The organism is Parabacteroides provencensis (assembly GCF_900232875.1).
In the GTDB taxonomy this organism is placed as follows: Bacteria; Bacteroidota; Bacteroidia; order Bacteroidales; family Tannerellaceae; genus Parabacteroides; species Parabacteroides chinchillae.
In genome coordinates this window covers 117,695-138,918 of record NZ_LT960488.1, presented here as the reverse complement: position 1 = coordinate 138,918, position 21,224 = coordinate 117,695, and the positions used below count along the sequence as shown (strand labels likewise).

Genomic DNA, 21,224 nt, shown 5'->3' with positions numbered 1-21,224 from the left:
GAGGTATTTACCTCTTATTCGTTTTTATCCACCAGTCCATTTTCCACGCCAATAGTAAAATAAGGGCGGAAAGACTAATACAAACCAGAGAAAACCACACACCGAATCCGTTTACAAAAAGGATCGGGATAAATGTAATCAGCAGGATTTCAATGGGAGCAATGGGCAGGTAGGCCATAGCATAATCATCCATCGCCATAGTGCCCGTCCACCAACCCCAAGCAAAGATTGTCCGTTCAAACCAGAATGTCCTAGAAAGCTTTCTCCCGAAGTAAAACGTAATGATAAAAATCAGAACTGTCCCTGCAAGTATCAGAACAATAAGGGGAACTGCATATTTTATAATCACACCTAACTTATTAGTCCGGCAACAAAAGCACAACTGAATACGGGCAGTTCCATGACCTCCGTAAAAACCGGTGGATAACATAATGCCGAATGCATCATTTAGCTCTGGCCATATTCATTTAAGAACAAATATCCCGAATAACCCGATTAATCCCCATTGCAACAGCATGCCCATTTGAGCATAAGCCCACATAGGACCTACTCTTTGAGCAACTTGTTTAATGGATATATTGGGTGAAGATAAAGGTAATGCTCCGAATATCAAAGCAATGAGAATCGCCGCATATGTTCCCAAATTGTTGGATGAGTTTTATTTTTACCCGTATGATCTTTCCAATCAAAAGTAAAATCGAAATAAATCCCAGATCGTGCATGTTTGTTATTTGGATATAGTTTACCAAATATATCTTTTTCTGCTGAAAAATCCGTCTTAGAGTATGATTATATCAATGTTTAGCTAATTATTTGTTTTTTATCATTATAACAATTAGTAAAAAGTACAGTAATAAGTTTTCTTTTTAGCAGGCTGGAAATCAATTTATCCCTTGGTCGAAATTAATTTTGCCCCAGGTGAAAATTAATTTTGAGCTGCCCAAAAGAATAATATTATAGCTCTGGGATAATAAATATATACGTACGAAAAGATAATATATGGTATTGATTTTGTTAATTTGTAAGTGCAAAAATAGTGATGATATGCTTCTTTAAGTAGCCTTTATTGATTTTTTAGAAAAAAGGAAGACGTAATGCTTTCACAAAGTAAAGAGATTCTATTACTTTGTGAACAGAAATAATAAGTTGAATTTAATTAGATATATCATGAAGAGAAAATGTGTTTTGGTTCTCGCTTTAGCAACCATTTTGGTTTGGAATAGCAAGCCTGTCGCGGCGGCTAATGAAAATGAGGCCTTTGATCCGGTAGAGTATGTTAACCCCTTAATGGGGACACAATCCAGTTTTGAGCTATCAACAGGAAATACCTATCCTGCCATTGCCCGTCCGTGGGGTATGAATTTTTGGACGCCACAAACAGGAAAAATGGGTGACGGATGGCAATATGTATATACAGCGAATAAAATTCGCGGATTTAAACAGACTCATCAACCAAGCCCGTGGATCAATGATTACGGGCAGTTTGCTATTATGCCTGTCGTTGGCAAGCCCGAATTTGACCAGGATAAGCGTGCCAGCTGGTTTTCGCATAAAGGAGAGATTGCCAAGCCGTACTATTATAAGGTATATCTGGCAGAATATGACGTGGTAACGGAGTTTACGCCGACAGACCGCGCTGCTCTTTTCCGTTTTACTTTCCCTGAATCTGAAAATTCGTATATTGTTGTCGATGCTTTTGATAAAGGTTCGTACATTAAGGTGATTCCGGAAGAAAATAAAATTATTGGCTACAGTACGAAAAACAGTGGCGGCGTGCCTGGTAACTTCAAGAACTATTTCATTATCGAGTTCGATAAACCGTTTACTTATGAAGCTACTTTTGCCGATGCAACTTTGAAAGAAGGGGTGAAGGAACAGAATTCGGACCATGTTGGTTCTGTAATCGGCTTTAGGACGAAGAAGGGTGAAGTGGTTCATGCCCGTATAGCTTCTTCGTTTATCAGCTTTGAACAGGCGGCTGTCAATATGAAGGAATTGGGTAATGATAGCTTTGAAACATTGGTATCCGAAGGAAAGAAGACTTGGAATGATGTGTTGGAACGTATTGAAGTAGAAGGCGGTTCGTTAGACCAGTTCCGTACGTTCTATTCCTGCATGTATCGTTCGTTACTTTTCCCCCGTAAGTTTTATGAAATAGATGCAGCTGGAAAAGTGGTTCATTACAGCCCGTTTAATGGCGAAGTATTACCGGGGTATATGTTTACTGATACGGGTTTCTGGGATACGTTCCGTAGCCTATTCCCATTTCTGAACCTGATGTATCCTTCGATTAGCAAGGAAATGCAGGAAGGTTTGATCAATACATATAAAGAAAGCGGGTTCTTCCCCGAATGGGCTAGCCCGGGACATCGTGGATGTATGGTCGGAAACAATTCTGCTTCTGTTCTGGTGGATGCTTATATGAAGGGTGTTAAGGTGGATGACCTGGAAACCATGTATAAAGGGTTGATCCACGGGACAGAGAATGTACATCCGGAAGTGTCTTCCACAGGTCGTTTAGGACACGAATACTACAATAAACTGGGTTATGTTCCGTATGACGTAAATATTAATGAAAATGCAGCCCGTACATTAGAGTATGCTTACGACGACTGGTGTATCTGGAAGATCGCAAAAGATTTGGGACGTCCTAAGAAGGAAGTAGAGCTGTATGCCCGTCGTGCATTGAATTATAAAAACTTGTATGACAAGGAAACGATGTTGATGCGTGGCAAGAAGGAAAACGGTGAATTTATGGCTCCGTTCTCTCCTCTGAAATGGGGTGACGCTTTTACGGAGGGTAACAGTTGGCATTATTCATGGTCTGTGTTCCATGATCCGCAGGGATTGATCGACCTGATGGGTGGCAAGGAAAACTTCGTGATGATGCTCGACTCTGTATTCAATGTTCCGCCCTTGTTTGACGATAGTTATTATGGCCAGGTGATCCATGAAATACGTGAAATGACGGTTATGAATATGGGTAACTATGCGCATGGTAATCAGCCTATCCAGCACATGATCTATTTATATAACTATGCCGGTCAGCCTTGGAAGGCACAGTATTGGTTGCGTCAGGTAATGAACCGCATGTATACACCGGGTCCTGATGGTTATTGCGGTGATGAGGATAACGGACAGACTTCTGCCTGGTATGTGTTTACGGCCTTGGGTTTCTATCCTGTTGCTCCCGGAACAACACAATATGTGTTGGGTGCTCCTTTGTTTAAGATGGCTACGTTGCATTTTGAGAATGGAAACAGCCTGGTTATCAATGCTCCGGATAATAGTGAGAAGAATATCTATATCGAGTCTATGACGTTCAACGGTAAGAATTATACGAAGAACTATCTGGATCATAACGATCTGTTCAAAGGTGGCGTTATCGACTATAAGATGGGTGATAAGCCTAATTATACCCGGGGCATTAATCCGGAAGATATGCCGTATTCATTCTCTGTAAACGAGGAAGGAATCAGTAAACTATCTCCGGTTACGGCACCTAAATCAAAGAAGAAAAAGTAGACAGTATGAATAGTTGTTTTAAGACAAAAGCACTGACACATATGGGCAAAGTGTGTTTTGTGGCGGCTTCGGCATTAGTGCTGGCTTCGTGTGCTCCCGGAGGAGGACATGATCCGGCAAACTGGAAAGCCCCGGTAGATTACGTAAATCCGTATATGGGGAATATCAGCCATTTGCTGGTTCCTACGTATCCTACCGTGCATTTGCCAAACAGCATGCTTCGTGTATATCCTGAACGGGCAGACTTTACGGGCGACCGTTTGGGAGGCTTGCCAATTATAGTAACCAGCCATAGAGGTAGTTCTGCCTTTAATCTGAGCCCGTATCAAGGTGACGAATCCGGCCTGCAACCGGTTATTAACTATAGTTATGACCGTGAAAAGGTTATGCCGTATCGCTATCAGGTATATCTGGATGACAACAATATTGATGTGGATTTTGCTCCGTCTCACCAAAGCGCTGTTTACAAGATTACTTTTGAGAAAGATGGCCCTGCTTATCTTGTCTTTAACAGCCGTAACGGACAACTGAAAGCCGAAGGAAATGCCGTAAGCGGTTATCAATATGTAGACAAAAAGACAAAAGTATATCTGTATGCCGAAACGGATAAGAAACCCGAAAACTGCGGTGCACTGGCAGGCAGAACCGTTAAGTTCGGTGATAATACGGTGGAAGGAGAAAATGCGGCTTTAGTTCTGGCCTTTGGCGATGGCGTAAAGAACCTGGGCGTCCGTTATGGTATTTCTTTTATCGACGAAGCGCAAGCTAAGAAAAACCTTGAACGTGAAATCGCAGCTTATGACGTTGATGTAGTTGCCAAGATTGCACGTAATGACTGGAATGATGCCTTAGGCAAGATCCAGGTAACCGGCGGTAGCGAGGATGATAAAGTTGTATTTTATACTTCTTTGTATCGTTGCTATGAACGGCCTGTCGCATTAAGTGAAGATGGACGCTATTATAGTGCTTTTGACGGAAAGATACATGAAGATGACGGCCGTACATTTTATACCGACGATTGGATATGGGACACTTACCGTGCTACTCATCCGTTGCGCATCCTGATAGATAATGAGAAAGAGGATGATGTTATTAATTCATATCTTTTGATGGCTGAGCAGATGGGTACGGATTGGATGCCTACTTTTCCTGAAGTAACAGGAGACTCCCGTCGTATGAATTCTAATCATGCTGTAGCTACCGTTATTGATGCTTACCGTAAAGGTTCACGTGGTTTTGAGCTGGAAAAAGCATATATTGCGGCAAAGAAAGGAATAGAAGAGAAGACCTTGATACCATGGTCGGCCGCTCCTGCCGGTTGGCTGGATGAATTTTATAAGGAGCATGGTTATATCCCTGCTTTGAAACCGGGAGAAAAGGAAACTGTTCCTAATGTTTCTATTTGGGAGAAACGCCAGCCGGTGGCCGTTACTCTGGGTACGGCTTACGATGAATGGTGCTTGTCGCAGATTGCTCAGGAATTGGGTAAGACGGATGAAGCAGACTATTATTTATCGAAGGCGTATAATTACCGTAATCTGTTTAATCCGGTTACCAAGTTTTTCCACCCCAAGGATAAAGATGGCAAGTTTATAGAACCATTGGATTACCGTTATGATGGCGGATTAGGCGCCCGCGATTATTATGGAGAGAATAATGGTTATATTTATCGTTGGGACGTGCAGCATAATATTGCCGATTTGATTTCCTTAATAGGCGGTAATGAGGCTTTTATATCGGCTCTCGATTCGATGTTCAATACGCCGCTCGGTATGTCTAAATGGCAATTTTATTCATTCTTGCCCGATCATACAGGCAATGTAGGTATGTTCTCCATGGCAAACGAACCAAGTTTGCATATACCTTATTTATATAACTATGCAGGTCAGCCTTGGAAGACTCAGAAACGTATCCGTACGTTGCTTAATCAGTGGTTTCGCAATGATTTGATGGGAGTTCCGGGTGATGAAGATGGTGGTGGAATGTCTGCTTTTGTTGTGTTCAGCCAGATGGGCTTTTACCCGGTTACTCCAGGTTCGCCTACTTATAATATAGGTAGTCCGGTATTTACAGACGTTAAAATAGATATGGGTGGCGGAAATACCTTTGAAATAAGGGCTTATAATGCATCTGAAGAGAATAAATATATTCAATCGGCCAAATTAAACGGCGTTGCTTTGAATCAACCTTGGTTTAATCACAGTGACATTGCTTCCGGTGGTTTATTGGAATTTGAAATGGGGCCAAAAGCCAATAAAGAATGGGGGATAGCAACGCCTCCTCCTTCGGCTGCTCCGATGCCAATTGATAAATAGGTTTTGATCGATGGTAAAATGAAAGCGGGTGTTACGATCATCAACGTAACACCCGCTTTCATTTTGAGACGGCTTATATTATGCTGTTTTTTTCGGGCTGTTTAATGGCAAAGTAAACCAGAAAGTAGACCCTTTTCCTACTTCGGAGTCCACACCGATATTACCTCCCAGATATTCTATAATTGTTTTGCTGATGGTTAATCCTAGGCCTGTACCTTGTTTGAACGTGTTAGCTTTTACAAAACGTTCGAAAATGTGTTTTTGATCCGTTTCATTAATACCGATACCTGTATCTTTCACGCAGACTTTTATAGTGTCGTCTATTTTTTCGTAATAAAGGGTTATACTTCCTTCATTAGTGAATTTGATAGCATTATTTATGAAGTTTGATATAACTTGTATGATACGTTTTTCGTCAGTCATTAACGAAATGGAAGGTAAATTGTTGCTGAATATAAGGTTTACGCCCGGTTTCATTTTAATAGAGTTGGCAATAACTATTTCTCCGCATATCTCCTTTATGTCCAGTTTTTCGATATGATAATCCAGTGTACCTGCTTCAATCTTGGAGAAGTCAAGGATGTCGTTGATTAATTGAAGTAGAAGGTCATTGTTTTTATGGATAATATCCAGATAAGTTTGTCTTTCTTCCTGATCGTATGTTTCAGCAATAATATCGGAGAAACCGACTATTGCATTTAATGGCGTTCGTATTTCGTGACTCATATTTGCGAGGAATGCAGATTTTAAGACATCTGCTTCTTTTACTTTTGCAAGTTCAAGCTCTTTTTGCCACATTTCTTCCCTTTTCATTTGGTTTTCGGTATCATCAAATACCATATACAAGTAGCCGAATATGCTGTTGTCTATATCTTTTAAAGGAACACCTTTTACTTGTAAATGTTTTATGCCTTTAAAATTATCCGAATTATAATAGCCACTCTCGTTTACAGTATTGAAGTTATAATCGAGTCGGAATTCTACGTCTTCTCCTTTTTTTAGCTTTTTATTCACCCATTTAGGTATATTCGGGTTTTTAAACATGTTGACACCTAGTACTAGGTTTTTAGAGGTTTGGAAAATGTTTAAGTCTGCTTGGTTCAAATCTAACAAGTTTCCGTTTTCGTCATACAATTCCACGCCCCAAGGTAACTTATCGAATATGATTTGAAATTTGGATTCGCTCTTTAGTTTTTCTGCTTCTGTATATTTTGCTATACCTTTGGCACGGGTTCTTTCGATAGCAATGGAAAGGATGTCGGCAAATACGCGCAGGTTTTCCAGGTCGAAAGCTGTCCAGAATCGTTTTAATTTGACTGAATCCAAGCCAATGAAACCACGTACTTTGCTTTCGTAGAATACAGGAATGGATATTAATGATTGTACGTTTTGTATTTTAAGAAGTTCATGCTCTGCACATGCTTCTACAGGCATTGATTCTATGTCGTTGAGTATAATATCTTCTCCGTTACTTATCTTTTTTATCCACCAGGGTACATCTTCTGTATGTAGCCGACGAAGTAGATCTTCGCGCATAGATAGAATTCCATCACAGGTAACTTCGTTTGTAAAGTCTACCATACGTTCTTTTTCATCTAAAATGCCGATATAGACACGGTCTACATCGAAAAATTCTAAAACTTTAAGTAAAGCATGATCTATAGCTGCCCCCTGTTCAAAATTGATTAGAATTTTCAGGATTTTCGACATAATCTCTCTTAACGAAATTAAATTTTCAAGGAAATTGTCTCCTTTGTAATCAACGTCATTATTGGATATATTTATTAAACTACCAGGGGATGTATTCATTTTGACTAATATGGGTTTTCCATTTGTTCCGGGCAAAAGTACTGGTTAATTTTTAAATTTGTATATTAAATGCTGTAGATTATGTTAATGTAAGTATTATGATACTTAATAATGATTCCTTTCACGGAATTCTTTAGGAGTTAGCCCTTCTTTTTTCTTGAAAAAAGTTGAAAACTGTCCGATAGTTTCAAATTTTAGTATGAAGGCTATTTCCGATATATTCAAAAAAGAAGCCGTTAGCAATTCTTTGGCTTTCAGTAGTTTCTGTTGTGATTGGTATTGAGCGGGTGAAACTCCGGTATATTCTTTGAACATTCTGCGAAACCAGGAGTAGCCAAGCCCTAATCGAAATGCAATTTCTTCTGGTGTTAGCGGATTCTCGATATGTTCTTTCATTAATATACGTGCTTCATTAATCTTATCGACGATATATGTATTCGTAAAGGAATTGTTTTTCTCTTTGTAGTAAACAGTTCCCAGTATATGTAGAACGATACTGGAGATCATCTGCTGATAGCCTGATTTTTCCTGAGAGGCGATTTTTAAGATATCTTCATACAAGCCTACTATGGTAGCACTTATTCCTATATGAAGCATGGGTTCGTCTTTGTTAAAGAATTTGTTTTTAATACATTTGTCTACATGGATGCCACGGAAGCCAACCCAATATTCATCCCAACCGGATTCTGTATCCGGATAATAACTATGCCATTCGCCGGGAAAGAGAAGTAACATGGTTCCTGCACTAACCTTTTTTTTCTTGCAGGATTGTGATGAAAAATATCCACTTCCCTTAGTGATATAAACAAGCTGGCATTCGTTGAGTACTCGCCCGTTTTGGGGTTTGAAATCATAATTTTCAGGATGGCGTGATAATGGATATTGTCCTTTGGGAGGAATAAATTGGTAACCGATGGTTGTTACGACAATACCCCAGTCTTCGTCTGTTGGGCTGATAGAGAGATAATGTAGCTGATCTTTTTTTATTCCACTCATTTTAAGACGGGGATGGTTCTGGAAGCAAACATACAAAAATATGTTGTAATGAGTATAAAAGACTGTCAGAATTGAAAGGTTTAATATCATTTTCATAAATAATATAAGGATTTGATTATTTATTTTTGCTATCAATAAAAGATATACTTGATCTGATGATGAAAAAATACCACTTTTTAGCTTTTGATATAGGAGCCACTAGCGGTCGTGCTATGGTAGGTACTTTGGAAGAAAACCATTTTTCCATTCAGGAGGTAAATCGTTTTCCGAATACATTAATTGAAATTCATGGTAAATTGTATTGGAATATATATCGTTTGTATGATTCATTGAAAGAGACACTGGTTCTTTGTGCCGGAAAAGGAATACATATAGATTCTATCGGTATTGATACATGGGGAGTAGATTTCGGTTATATTGGTAAAGACGGCTCATTACTCGGACTTCCGCGCGCTTATCGTGATCCATATACAAAAGGTGCTCCTGATGAGTTTTTCAAGTGTATTTCCCGGCGGGAAGTATATGATTATACAGGTATTCAAATTATGGAATTTAATAGTTTGTTCCAGCTTTTCAGGGCAAAAAAAGAAAAGTGCTCGTATTTGGAACATGCGGATCAAATATTATTCATACCTGATTTGTTATCATATTTATTAACCGGGCGAAGAATCTGCGAGTATACGGATGCTTCTACTTCTCAATTATTAAATGCCAGATCAAAACAGTTTGAGACCGCATTGTTTGATGTGGCAGGTCTGCCATCAGACATAGTTGGTCCGGTTGTTATGCCCGGAACAATAATAGGTTTCCTTACAGATGAACTTGCACGTAATACAGGAATAGGAAAAATTCCTGTTGTAGCGGTGGCTGGACATGATACTGCTTCTGCCGTTGTAGCTGTTCCGGCTTCCGATTCTAGCTTTGCTTATTTGAGTAGCGGAACATGGAGTTTGATGGGAATAGAAACAGATCAACCTGTTATTAACGATGTTTCATACAAACATAATTTTACAAATGAAGGAGGAATAGAAGGGACGATCCGTTTTCTAAAGAATATTACTGGCATGTGGTTGCTTGAACAATGCCGGAAAGAGTGGGATAAAGAAGGATGTTTTTATTCTTATCAGCAAATTATGGAGATGGCAAAGCATAAGACTTCTTTTTATTCTCTTGTCGATCCGGATAGTCCTTGTTTTATTAATCCTGTAAGTATGACTGCTGCAATTAAAACATATTGTGACGAAACTGGTCAAATTCCTCCCCGGGAAAATGCAGAATTTGTACGTTGTATTTTTATAAGTTTAGCAGATCGATATCGGCAGGTTCTCGAACTTTTATCTGAAATGGCACCTTTTGATATAGATAAATTACATGTTATAGGTGGTGGCGCAAAGAATTATTTTTTGAATCAGCTTACGGCAAATGCCATAAAGCGTCCCGTGATTGCCGGACCTTATGAGGCAACTGCTGTTGGCAATTGTATGGTACAGGCAAAAGCGCTGGGTGTTGTTGCTGATAGATGGGAGATGCGGCGTATTATAGCTTCATCACTTCCTGTCGAAATTTTTTATCCGGAAAACAATTAATTAAATAGTACCATGATAAAAGAAAGTTTGATTCATCAGGCATTTGAAATGGCAGCCGAACGATATGCTGCGGTAGGAGTGGACGTGCATAAAGCTTTAAATGATATGCGGAAGATTTCTTTATCTCTGCATTGTTGGCAGGCTGATGATGTATCTGGTTTTGAGAATCAGGGTAATTCTTTATCCGGAGGTATTCAGGTAACCGGCAATTATCCCGGACGTGCACGTACAATAGATCAATTACGCGCTGATATATTGAAAGCTAAGTCATATATTCCGGGACGGCATCGATTGAATTTACACGAGATATATGGCGATTTTCAGGGGAAAAAAGTTGATCGTGATGCCGTAGAACCGAAACATTTTGAAAGTTGGATGCAGTGGGCGAAAGTGAATGATTTTAAATTGGATTTCAACAGTACCTCTTTTTCTCATCCGAAAAGCGGGGATTTGACGTTGGCAAATCCGAATGATGAAATACGTAATTTCTGGATTGAACATACGAAACGTTGTCGCCTGATCAGTGAAGAGATGGGAAAATATCAGAATGATCCTTGTATGATGAATTTGTGGATTCATGACGGAAGTAAAGAAGTGCCGGCTAGTCGTTTGAGATATCGTCGCATTTTGGAACAGTCGTTGGATGATATATATTCTGTTGATTATAAAAATATGAAAGATTGTATAGAAGCCAAGCTGTTTGGTATCGGCTTGGAGAATTATACAGTGGGTTCATACGATTTCTATTTAGGTTATGGGGTGAAAAAAAATAAGATCGTTACACTGGATACAGGTCATTTCCATTTAACAGAAAGTATTGCAGACAAAGTATCGTCTTTACTTCTTTTTACGCCGGAGATAATGTTGCACGTGAGTCGTCCGGTTCGCTGGGATAGTGACCATGTAGTGACTTTGACCGATGATCTTTTAGATTTGGCTCGTGAGATTATTCGTTGTAATGCTCTGGACCGGGTACATATCGGCTTGGATTATTTTGATGCTACGATTAATCGTATCGGGGCTTATGTCATCGGTAGCCGGGCAACGCAAAAAGCATTTATGCAGGCTTTACTGGAGCCTATCCGCTTACTTTGCCAATATGAAGATGAAGGTAAATATTTTGAACGGCTGGCTTTGCAGGAAGAGGCCAAAAGCTTACCTTGGGGAGCCGTCTGGGATATGTTCTGTTTGCAGAATGATGTACTGGTAGGAGAGTCATATATAAATGAGGTTGAGCGTTATGAGAAAGAAGTAACCGGTAAACGATAGCAAAAACTACCAAAATGAATAAAGAAACAGATATGGATGAACTTAGAAGTAATAAACCGCTGATGGCGGAGATAGATCGTATTGCAGAAGTTGCCGGCTATTTATGGACTAAAGGTTGGGCCGAACGTAACGGAGGGAACATCTCTGTAAATGTTACTTCGTTGATGGGCGATGATGAAAGACAATTGCCTCCTATTTCTCCTTTAACTCCTCTGGCGGAGTCTATGACCGGATTATGCGGACATGTTTTTTACGTGACCGGAACCGGAAAACGTATGCGTTATATAGCTCAGGATCCTTTTGCTAATGGGGCTATAATACGTATTTCTGCTGATGGAAAAGCATATGAAATAATAGCGGAACAGCCTATATCACCTACTTCAGAATTACCATCTCATTTGATGATGCATAATTTTCTCAGAAAGTCGGGACGTGATAGCCGGGTAGTCCTTCATACGCATCCGACAGATCTCATCGGAATGACACATTGCAAACCATTTACAGATTCGGGTGTGATTACGCGTACGCTGTGGAGTATGATACCGGAGTGCCGTATTATTGTGCCTAAGGGGGTGGGTATTGTTCCATATGAGATTCCCGGCACATTGGAGTTAGCTCATGCAACTATAAAGCAATTGGAGAAGCATGATGTTGTCTTTTGGGAGAAACATGGAATTTTGGCTGTAGGAGAAGATATAATAGAATGTTTTGATGCTATCGATGCGCTTAGTAAAGCAGCTCAAATCTATTTCAGCGCCCGTATGGCCGGATATGAACCTGAGGGAATGACAGACAAGCAGGTCGATGATCTTGTAGGTGCATTCAATTTGTAATTATATTGAGTAAAAAGAATAGTGTACCGTACCATGAAATATTACTTTACTCTGGTTTCTTTGTTTTGTGTTGTTGTCGGTTGGGCTCAGCAGCGTGACAGCCGTGTACGCGAGTATCTTTCTCCTGTAAAGATACTGTGGCAGTCTTGTGATATTCCAGGAATAAATAATTTGTTACAACAGGGAAACGGACAATCTGAGTTAGCAATCGGTGATCTTTGTATACTAAAGAGTACGGAAAAGGAACAGGCATCTGTGTTATTGGATTTCGGTAGAGAGATTCAAGGTGGAATTCAGTTTGTGACAGGAATGTCGCCGTCACATCAGCCTGTAGCTGTCCGTGTTCGCTTTGGCGAATCTGCCAGCGAGGCTATGTGTGATATTGATGGTCATAATGGAGCATCTAATGATCATGCAATGCGTGATTTCACACTTCAGCTACCCTGGCTTGGGGTGGCAGAAGCCGGTAACTCCGGTTTCCGGTTTGCCCGTATTGATTTACTTGATAAATCTGCGGAACTGTACTTGAAAGAAATTCGCGCGATCTCCATATATCGTGATTTGGAATATAAGGGCTCTTTTAGTTGTAACGACGAACGACTGAATGAAATATGGAAGACCGGAGCATATACGGTACAACTTAATATGCAGGAATATCTTTGGGATGGCATTAAGCGCGACCGTCTTGTGTGGGTTGGTGATCTGCATCCTGAAGTTATGACGGTGAGCTGTGTGTTTGGTTATAACGAAGTAGTTCCTAAGAGCCTTGATCTGATTCGTGATATTACACCATTACCTCAATGGATGAACGGAATCAGTTCTTATTCTCTTTGGTGGCTTCTTATTCAACGTGACTGGTATAAGTACCAGGGAGATTTCAATTATCTGAAAGCTCAGCAGAAATATCTTACCGGGTTGTTAGAACTACTTCTTACTAAAATAAATGAAAAGGGTGTAGAGCAGTTGGATGGTTTTCGTTTTCTGGACTGGCCATCCAGCGAGAATGCTGAAGCTATTCATGCAGGATTACAATCACTTATGGTGCAAGCTTTTGATGCGGGAGTGGAACTGTGTTCAATTCTGGATGAAGAAGCACTTGCTGCTCGATGTAAGTCTGCGGCTCAACTATCACGTAAAGCCGGTCAGTATTTGAATCCGGCCGGAACTAAACAAGCCGCGGCTCTTATGGCTATATCAGGCTTGATGGTTCCCGGAAAAGTAAATGATATGTATATATCTGCCGGCGGTGCTAAAGGCTTCTCAACCTTTTATGGTTATTACATGCTTCGTGCAATGGCACTGGCCGGAAATTATAAAGGTGCTTTAGATATTATCCGTACCTATTGGGGCGCCATGCTTGATTTGGGGGCTACTACCTTTTGGGAGGATTTTGATATGGACTGGTTGCCTGATGCGGCACGTATCGATAGCCTTGTTCCGGTAGGAAAGAAGGACATTCATCGTGATTACGGTAAATTTTGTTATCAGGGTTATAGACATAGTTTTTGTCATGGCTGGGCTTCAGGTCCGACAGCATGGCTTAGTGAATTTATACTTGGTGTTCATGTAGTGGAACCTGGTTGCCGGGTTGTACGCATTATACCCGAATTGGGTGATTTGCAATGGGTGGAAGGAACCTTTCCTACACCTCATGGAGTAATAAAAATACGCCATGAACGTGATGCAAACGGAAAAGTAAAAAGTTCAATTGATGCACCGGAGGAAATTGTAATTATCAAAGAATAATCATAAACATATTAATACATGAAAAGACAACTTATTTTAGTCTCGCTACTCGTTTCCTTACTTATAATAACGGGCTGTGACCGGAAGAACGAAGGAACTGTTCCGGTTAATTTGCGTACCGAATATCTGACGGATCCGATTGGAATTGATACTACCTCACCACGCTTTACATGGGAATATCAGAGTACTGATGACAGTTTTGTACCTACACGTACGGAAGTCACCGTTTCTACTTCCCCTGATATGAAACAAAACAAAAAAGTGTTGAACTGGCAGAGTAGTAAACCGGAAAACCGTATGTCTGAAATAGGTAAACTGTCACTTCAACCGGCTACGCATTATTATTGGACTGTTACGGTTTGGGATGCCGATGGACGCGAATGTCGTACTTCTGAAGTGGCATCATTCGAAACCGGCTATATTTCTTTTCCTGTCTTTTCTTCAAAATGGATAACAGATGGCAATAATAAAGATTTTGAACCTGCACCTATGTTCCGTAAAACTTTTACTGTAGGCAAGGCTGTACGGGATGCACGTCTTTATGTGGCTTCTGCCGGATATAACGAAATGTTTATCAATGGAGAAAGGGTAGGAGGTCATTATCTTGATCCGGGATATACACATTTTGATAAACGTATTCTGTATGTTACCCATGATGTAACCGGTATGGTGAAAGAAGGGGATAATGCAATAGCTGCCGTGTTAGGTAATGGCTGGTATAATGTACAGTCTGTTGCTGTATGGGATTTCGAAAAAGCACGTTGGCGAGATCGTCCCCGTATGTATTGCGAACTTCGCTTAGTCTATGACGATGGTTCCACAGACAGTATTGTGACTGATGAAAGCTGGCGTACGGCCGTTGGCCCGTATATTTATAATGATCTTTACAGTGGCGATATGTATGATGCGACATTGGAAGAAAAAGGTTGGAACAATACAGGTTTTGATGATAGCCAATGGAAGCTTGTTACAGTTACGGCCTCTCCGGCTTCTAAGGTTGTCGCTCAGCAAATGCCGCCTATCCGTATTACACAAGAATATGCTCCGGTAGATATGAAAGCATTTGGCAATAAACTTTACGTTTATTCTTTTCCGAAGAATATCGCAGGTTTCTGCCGTCTCAAAGTTAAAGGAGAACGTGGTACGCGTATTACTTTGAAACATGGTGAACTGCTGAAAAAAGATGGTCGTCTGGAACAGGGAAATATTAATATTTATTACCATCCGGTTAAACCTTACGAAATGTTTCAGACCGACGTATATACACTGCGGGGCGATGGTACGGAAGAGGTATTTATACCTGCTTTTACTTATCATGGATTCCAGTATGTGGAAGTGGAAAGTGATAAACCTGTTGCCCTTACTAGTCAGAGTCTTACTGCATTAAGTGTGCATACGGACGTAAAACCGGTAGGGCGTTTTGAATGCAGTAATCCGATGTTGACTAAAATATGGGATGCTACAATGCAGGCTTATGTGAATAATTTACACAGTATTCCCACAGATTGCCCGCAACGCGAAAAGAATGGCTGGACGGCTGATGCACATGTCGCTGTTGATCTTGGTCTGTTAGGTTTCGATGGCATTACATTCTACGAAAAGTGGATGAATGACTTTATTGATAACCAACGCGACAGTATTGGCGATATTTCCGGTATTATTCCTACTGCAACCTGGGGATATGGTGATTGGCCGGGACCGGTTTGGGATGCGGCTATGTTTATTATTCCGAATGCCCTTTATAATTATTATGGTACACAGCATAGCATAGAGCAACTGTATCCAACCATGGAACGTTATCTGGAATATCTTAAAACGAAGGAAACACTGGAAGGTACACTGGCGAATGGAATTGGTGATTGGGTATTCTGGAAAACCTCTACTAATACGGAATATACTTCTACAGCATATTATTATTTGGATAATGTACTTATGGCGCGTTTTGCAGGCTTGTTGAAGAAGGATGCAACTCCTTATCAGCAGAAAGCCGGGGAGTTAAAGGCAATCATCAACAAAAAATTCTTCAATGCCGAAACGGGCGAATATGCCGGAGGTACACAAGCTGCTCAAGGTGTGGCATTATATCTGGGGCTTGTTCCCGAAGGTAAAGAGGAATTGGTGGCGAAAACTTTACGTGACAAGATTGTTGCAAATGATTGTTTTCTTGATTTCGGGCTGCTTGGTAGTAAAACTGTCCCTGCCATGCTTACAAAGTATGGATATATTGAGGATGCAATGAAGATGATATTAAAAACCGAAGCTCCATCCTGGGGTTATTGGGTGGAAACGATGGGATATACTACTTTGCCCGAAACTTGGAAAATGAATGATAAATTTGCAGATGCTTCTCTCAACCACGTTTTTATGGGTGATGTTTCTGCCTGGATGATGAATACATTAGCCGGTATTAATTATGACCCGTCTTCTCCGGGATTCGGGCATATACTGATCACTCCTCATTTTGTGAAGGAACTGGATTGGGCCAGGGGAGATTATCATTCGGTGCGTGGACGTATCATGAGCGAATGGAAGCGTGATGGCAATCATGTGATACTTGATGTAACTATACCGGCCGGTTGTACTGCCGACGTGATTGTAGACGGTAAAACCCAATCATTGGGTAGTGGAACACATACACTTACTTTTTGATAATAATATATTACATATGAAGAAATCTATTTTCCTTTTAACCTGTTTTGTGTTCCTGCTTTTAATTGGGCAGGAACTAGCCGGACAAGGGCAAGCTCAATGGATTACAACGGAAAGATGCCAGAGTGCATCAAATACATGGCTTGCTTATCGTAAAACATGCACAATTCATCATGTACCGGATAAACTTCTGGCTAAAATTGCCGCAGATACTAAATATTGGCTTTGGATTAATGGAAAAATGGTTGTCTTTGAAGGCGGATTGAAACGTGGTCGGTCTCCGCATAGTACCTATTATGATGTGGTGGATATTGCACCATACCTTTGGGAGAACGAGAACACAATAGCCGTACTTGTCTGGCATTTTGGAAAAGATGGTTTTGCACATGTAAACAGCGGAAAGGCTGGGTTGCTGTTTGAAGCCATAGGCGAAGACGTTACTTTGTTGTCTGATGAAAGCTGGCAGTGCACACTTTATGATGCTTATCAGAATACCGGAGCACCTTATCCCAATTATCGTTTGGCGGAAAGCAATATCCGTTTTGATGCCCGCCGGATGATAGCAGATTGGTATAAACCGGATTTTGAAGGTTCTTTTCCGGGTGCACAACTTGTTGTTGCTGCTACAGAAACATTCGGAACACTTGTGGAACGTTCTATTCCTCAATGGAAGAATAGCGGGTTGATAGCTTATCCTAAAGTCAGGTATTCTAAAGCAGGCGATACTCTTTTCTGTAGTTTGCCTTACAATGCGCAAGTCACGCCATACCTGAAAGTAGAGGCAGGCGAAGGAAAAACAATTCATATTTTAACCGATAATTATGGAGGAGGTAGCGAATTGAATGTTCGTGCCGAGTATATTACAACTAACGGACTGCAAGAATATGAAAGTTTAGGCTGGATGAACGGGCATGAGGTTCTTTATATCATTCCCGAAGGTGTGAAGGTGTTGGATGTCAAATATCGTGAGACAGGTTATAATGCCGGTCTGGACGGTGCATTTCGTTGTGACGATCCTTTCCTGAATGAGCTTTGGAAGCGTAGTGCCCGTACATTGTACATAACAATGCGCGACAATTATATGGACTGTCCTGACCGTGAACGTGCTCAGTGGTGGGGCGATGAAGTGAATGAACTTGGAGAAGCTTTTTACGCACTTTCTCCCGAAGGTCAGAAACTGGCATTGAAAGGAATCTATGAGTTAATAAATTGGCAGCGTGCAGACGGAACGCTTTATTCTCCTGTCCCTGCCGGAAATTGGGCAAAAGAACTTCCTTTACAAATGTTGGCTTCGGTTGGATGGTATGGTTTCTATACCCAATATTATTATAGTGGAGACAGCTCTTTTGTTTCTGCCATATACGATGGCCTGCATCGTTATTTGCACGAAGTTTGGAAGACGGATGACAGTGGACTTCCTATTGAACGTAATGGTGGATGGAGTTGGGGCGACTGGGGCGAAAATGTTGATATGGGTGTACTTACAAACTGTTGGTACTATTTGGCATTGAAAGCAGAGCATGCCTTTGCTGTGCAGTTGGGAAAAATATCGGATGCAGAAGAAATCTGTCGTATGATGAATACGATCGAGAAATGTTTTAATACTAAATTCTGGACAGGAACAGAATATAGGGCTCCCGGTTATCGTGGAGCAACAGATGATCGTGCGCAGGCAATGGCTGTTGTTTCAGGGCTTGCTTCTCCCGAAAAATATAAACCGCTTTTGAAGATATTTAAAGAACAATACAATGCAAGTCCTTATATGGAGAAGTATGTTCTCGAAGCATTATTCAGAATGAATCAACCCGATTTTGCTATTTTGCGGATGAAACAACGTTATAAAAAAATGCTCGGATATCCTTATTCAACCTTATTTGAAGGTTGGGGAATAGGAGCAGATGGTTTCGGCGGCGGAACTATTAACCATGCATGGAGCGGAGGGCCGTTGACAATATTGAGCCAGCAGGTTTGTGGTGTGGAACCTACATCTCCAGGATTCAAGACCTTTAAGATCGCTCCTCAGTTGGGTTCTTTGCACGAAGCAGAAGCGGTGATTCCTACGCATTATGGGAATATAGAGGTAAAGATACGGAAGAATGGTCGTACACAGGCGTTTAGAATCAAAGTTCCCGAAGGTACTGTAGCTGAATTATTATTACCCGGTAAAAAGACAGAAATACTTTACCCTGGCGTACATAAACTAAATAAGTAAACTTTGCGATAGCATAAACGAACGTTTTTTTCCTATGATTTATAATTCAGCCCCTTAACAAAGCTGTCTTGTTGTCATAATAATGACGCGTTTTATCATAATATAAACCAATACATTCGGTTTTGTCTGTTGTGCAACATATAGATTTTGTCTATTTTTGTGCCCGATCATCAACGTGGTAATAGGTGAATGGCAAAAGCTAGAAAAAAAACACTGACGCGAAAAAAAACGAAAAGGCAAAACCATGCTTCTCCTTTTATATCTGTGGTGAAGCGTTTGTTTATTTGGATAAGTGTGGTAGTTGCATGTGCAATTGCGTCGTTGTTTGTATATGATTATTTGTTTCCGGTAAAGAAGACGGTTCCGGTTTCTGAAAATCGGCAAGAAATTCCGGAAACACCTGAGAAGAAGATTACAAAGGCTGTACCGTCCGGAACTTCCTCAAAATCATTTAAACTTCCGGTTAATGCCGAAATTCCCCGTTTACAGGTTAAGCAGAAAGAACAGGTTGTCAAGCACGAAGGATATACTGTTTCTTATAATTCGGATTACAGGATTGCCAACTGGGTAGCTTACGAGCTGACTGCTGCAGAGGCAAAGAGCAAAAAAACGAATCGTTCTAATAAATTTGTTCCCGATCCGATGGTGAAAGGAGCTTCGGCTACAAATGAAGATTATACCCGAACTGGCTACGATAGAGGACATTTGGCGCCGGCGGGCGATATGAAATGGTCGGCAAAAGCAATGCGGGAATCTTTTTATTTTAGTAATATCTGTTCTCAGAAACCTGGTCTGAACAGAGGCATCTGGAAAGATCTTGAAGAGCAATGTCGGTTATGGGCAATGGATAACAGAATGCTGTTGATAGTGACCGGACCTGTAATTTCTGACGATTTGAAACGGATGGGGAAAAATAAGGTAGCTGTTCCTGCGTTATTTTATAAGGTAATTTGTACTATTGCAAACAATAAACCCGAAGGTATTGCATTTTTATTTGAAAATAGAGATTATAGGGATATTTCATTAGAGTCGGTCGCTATCCCGATTGATAGTGTAGAAAAGGTAACCGGTATTGACTTTTTTCCATCTTTTCCTGACGATCACGAGAGCAGGATGGAAGCTGGGATCAATTGGAATGTATGGTCTTTCTAGCCGAAACAATAGCATAATACATTATGTTGTATTTTATAGAAACAGATTAAAATAAATAATAAAAAGCGATTTACAATGAGTGGAAAATTAATCCCCGTTTTAGCATTGGCAGCACTGATATCATCTTGTAGCCAACCTCCTGTGAAAGAGCAAGGTCCTCGCCCTGTAAAATTGGCGGAAGTGGTTTCTCTGAATAGGGTGGAAAAGTCATTCAGTGGAGTTGTATCTCCTGATCAGTTTAGTGACCTGGCATTTAAGATGTCGGGACCGCTCATCTCACTGAATGTAGAAGAAGGCCAGAAGATTCGTACAGGACAAGTGGTAGCCGAAATAGATCCCCAGGATTTCAAATGGGAATTTGAAGCCAAGAAAGCATCATTTCAAACGGCGGAAGCTCAGTTGCAGCGTGCCGAGAAACTGTTGTCCAAGCAAGCTATCTCTAAGCAGGAGTATGAATCGACCGAAGCTACCTATTCTAATGCGAAAGCAGCATTTGAATATGCACAAAATCAGTTGACTCAAACAAAATTGCGTGCTCCGTTTGATGGCTTTATTCAGAAAAAATATGTTGAAAACTATCAGAAAGTGCAGGCCGGACAAGGCATTGTTTGTTTGATTAACCCGAACAAACTTCAGATACAGTACACAATGCCTGAATCGAGCATTAATTACTTTTCCAACCCATATAGCCTTTATGTGGAGTTTGACAATTACAAGGGCATTCGGTTTAAGGCAAAAGTGAAGGAATATGTGGAAGCGTCGCCCGATGGTTCCGGCGTTCCTGTTTTTTTGTATATAGATGATCCTGAGTTTAATTTGGATAAATATAAGGTAGCTGTTGGTTTTTCTTGCCGCGTGATCCTGCATGTGGAAACAGGAAGTTTTAATGAGGGAGCAGTCATGATTCCGATTTCCTCAATTGTGGCAGGCGAAGGAAATAATAATATGTATGTATTTGTTTACAATAGCCAGAGCCAAAAAGTTGAACGCCGTCAGATTAAGGAAGAAGAACTGCTGGGAAAAGACCGTGTCGTTGTTACGGAAGGTTTGCAGGCCGGCGAGAAGATTGTAACAGCCGGTGCCACCCGATTAGTTGACGGTCAACAGGTAAAAGTATTAACAGATTAAGCAG

Annotated in this window: 14 protein-coding genes; 10 read left to right on the top strand and 4 right to left on the bottom strand. The window is 40.7% G+C overall.

Annotated features, from left to right (window positions below; all coding sequences use genetic code 11):
• Nucleotides 1–7 precede the first annotated feature (7 nt).
• Together CTY47_RS17195 and CTY47_RS17190 are read right to left on the bottom strand one after the other, a co-directional pair.
• Nucleotides 8–430, bottom strand: coding sequence for a hypothetical protein (locus tag CTY47_RS17195; protein WP_233202059.1), 423 nt, complete (start codon nt 428–430; stop codon nt 8–10).
• Between the two features lie 33 nt (nt 431–463).
• Nucleotides 464–643 carry a hypothetical protein gene (locus CTY47_RS17190; protein ID WP_233202058.1) on the bottom strand — a complete coding sequence of 60 codons (180 nt, stop codon included), beginning with the start codon at nt 641–643 and terminating at the stop codon, nt 464–466.
• Between the two features lie 524 nt (nt 644–1,167).
• Between CTY47_RS17190 and CTY47_RS00565 the strand changes: the two genes are divergently transcribed.
• The gene (locus CTY47_RS00565) at nt 1,168–3,525 is read left to right on the top strand and encodes a GH92 family glycosyl hydrolase (RefSeq protein WP_099462939.1); all 2,358 of its coding nucleotides are present in this window, start codon (nt 1,168–1,170) and stop codon (nt 3,523–3,525) included.
• A 5-nt stretch (nt 3,526–3,530) separates the two neighbouring features.
• On the top strand, nt 3,531–5,840 hold the full coding sequence (locus CTY47_RS00560) for a GH92 family glycosyl hydrolase (RefSeq protein WP_394340678.1): 2,310 nt from the start codon (nt 3,531–3,533) through the stop codon (nt 5,838–5,840).
• Nucleotides 5,841–5,918: 78 nt separating this feature from the next.
• Here the strand turns inward: CTY47_RS00560 and CTY47_RS00555 are convergent, their stop codons facing one another.
• Both CTY47_RS00555 and CTY47_RS00550 read right to left on the bottom strand, forming a co-directional pair.
• On the bottom strand, nt 5,919–7,649 hold the full coding sequence (locus tag CTY47_RS00555; RefSeq protein WP_099462937.1) for a GAF domain-containing sensor histidine kinase: 1,731 nt from the start codon (nt 7,647–7,649) through the stop codon (nt 5,919–5,921).
• 105 nt (nt 7,650–7,754) lie between these two features.
• A complete protein-coding gene (locus tag CTY47_RS00550) occupies nt 7,755–8,645 on the bottom strand; it encodes an AraC family transcriptional regulator (protein ID WP_099462936.1) in 891 nt (296 codons plus the stop codon).
• A gap of 158 nt (nt 8,646–8,803) precedes the next feature.
• Here CTY47_RS00550 and CTY47_RS00545 point away from each other — a divergent pair, with 158 nt between their 5' ends.
• From CTY47_RS00545 to CTY47_RS00510, 8 genes are all read left to right on the top strand, one after another.
• Complete coding sequence (locus tag CTY47_RS00545; protein WP_099464013.1) at nt 8,804–10,231, top strand: rhamnulokinase; 1,428 nt, start codon at nt 8,804–8,806, stop codon at nt 10,229–10,231.
• 12 nt (nt 10,232–10,243) lie between these two features.
• Nucleotides 10,244–11,500 carry an L-rhamnose isomerase gene (locus CTY47_RS00540; protein WP_099462935.1) on the top strand — a complete coding sequence of 419 codons (1,257 nt, stop codon included), beginning with the start codon at nt 10,244–10,246 and terminating at the stop codon, nt 11,498–11,500.
• Nucleotides 11,501–11,532: 32 nt separating this feature from the next.
• Nucleotides 11,533–12,333 carry a rhamnulose-1-phosphate aldolase gene (gene rhaD / locus CTY47_RS00535; protein ID WP_099464012.1) on the top strand — a complete coding sequence of 267 codons (801 nt, stop codon included), beginning with the start codon at nt 11,533–11,535 and terminating at the stop codon, nt 12,331–12,333.
• A gap of 33 nt (nt 12,334–12,366) precedes the next feature.
• Nucleotides 12,367–14,079 carry an alpha-L-rhamnosidase-related protein gene (locus CTY47_RS00530; protein WP_099462934.1) on the top strand — a complete coding sequence of 571 codons (1,713 nt, stop codon included), beginning with the start codon at nt 12,367–12,369 and terminating at the stop codon, nt 14,077–14,079.
• Nucleotides 14,080–14,097: 18 nt separating this feature from the next.
• Nucleotides 14,098–16,728: a family 78 glycoside hydrolase catalytic domain gene (locus CTY47_RS00525; RefSeq protein WP_099462933.1), complete on the top strand. Its 2,631-nt coding sequence runs from the start codon at nt 14,098–14,100 to the stop codon at nt 16,726–16,728.
• 16 nt (nt 16,729–16,744) lie between these two features.
• A complete protein-coding gene (locus CTY47_RS00520) occupies nt 16,745–18,940 on the top strand; it encodes an alpha-L-rhamnosidase-related protein (protein ID WP_099462932.1) in 2,196 nt (731 codons plus the stop codon).
• A gap of 189 nt (nt 18,941–19,129) precedes the next feature.
• Nucleotides 19,130–20,092, top strand: coding sequence for a DNA/RNA non-specific endonuclease (locus tag CTY47_RS00515; RefSeq protein WP_099462931.1), 963 nt, complete (start codon nt 19,130–19,132; stop codon nt 20,090–20,092).
• 75 nt (nt 20,093–20,167) lie between these two features.
• Nucleotides 20,168–21,220 (top strand): efflux RND transporter periplasmic adaptor subunit, encoded by a 1,053-nt coding sequence (locus tag CTY47_RS00510; RefSeq protein WP_099462930.1) that lies wholly within the window; start codon nt 20,168–20,170, stop codon nt 21,218–21,220.
• Nucleotides 21,221–21,224: the final 4 nt, after the last annotated feature.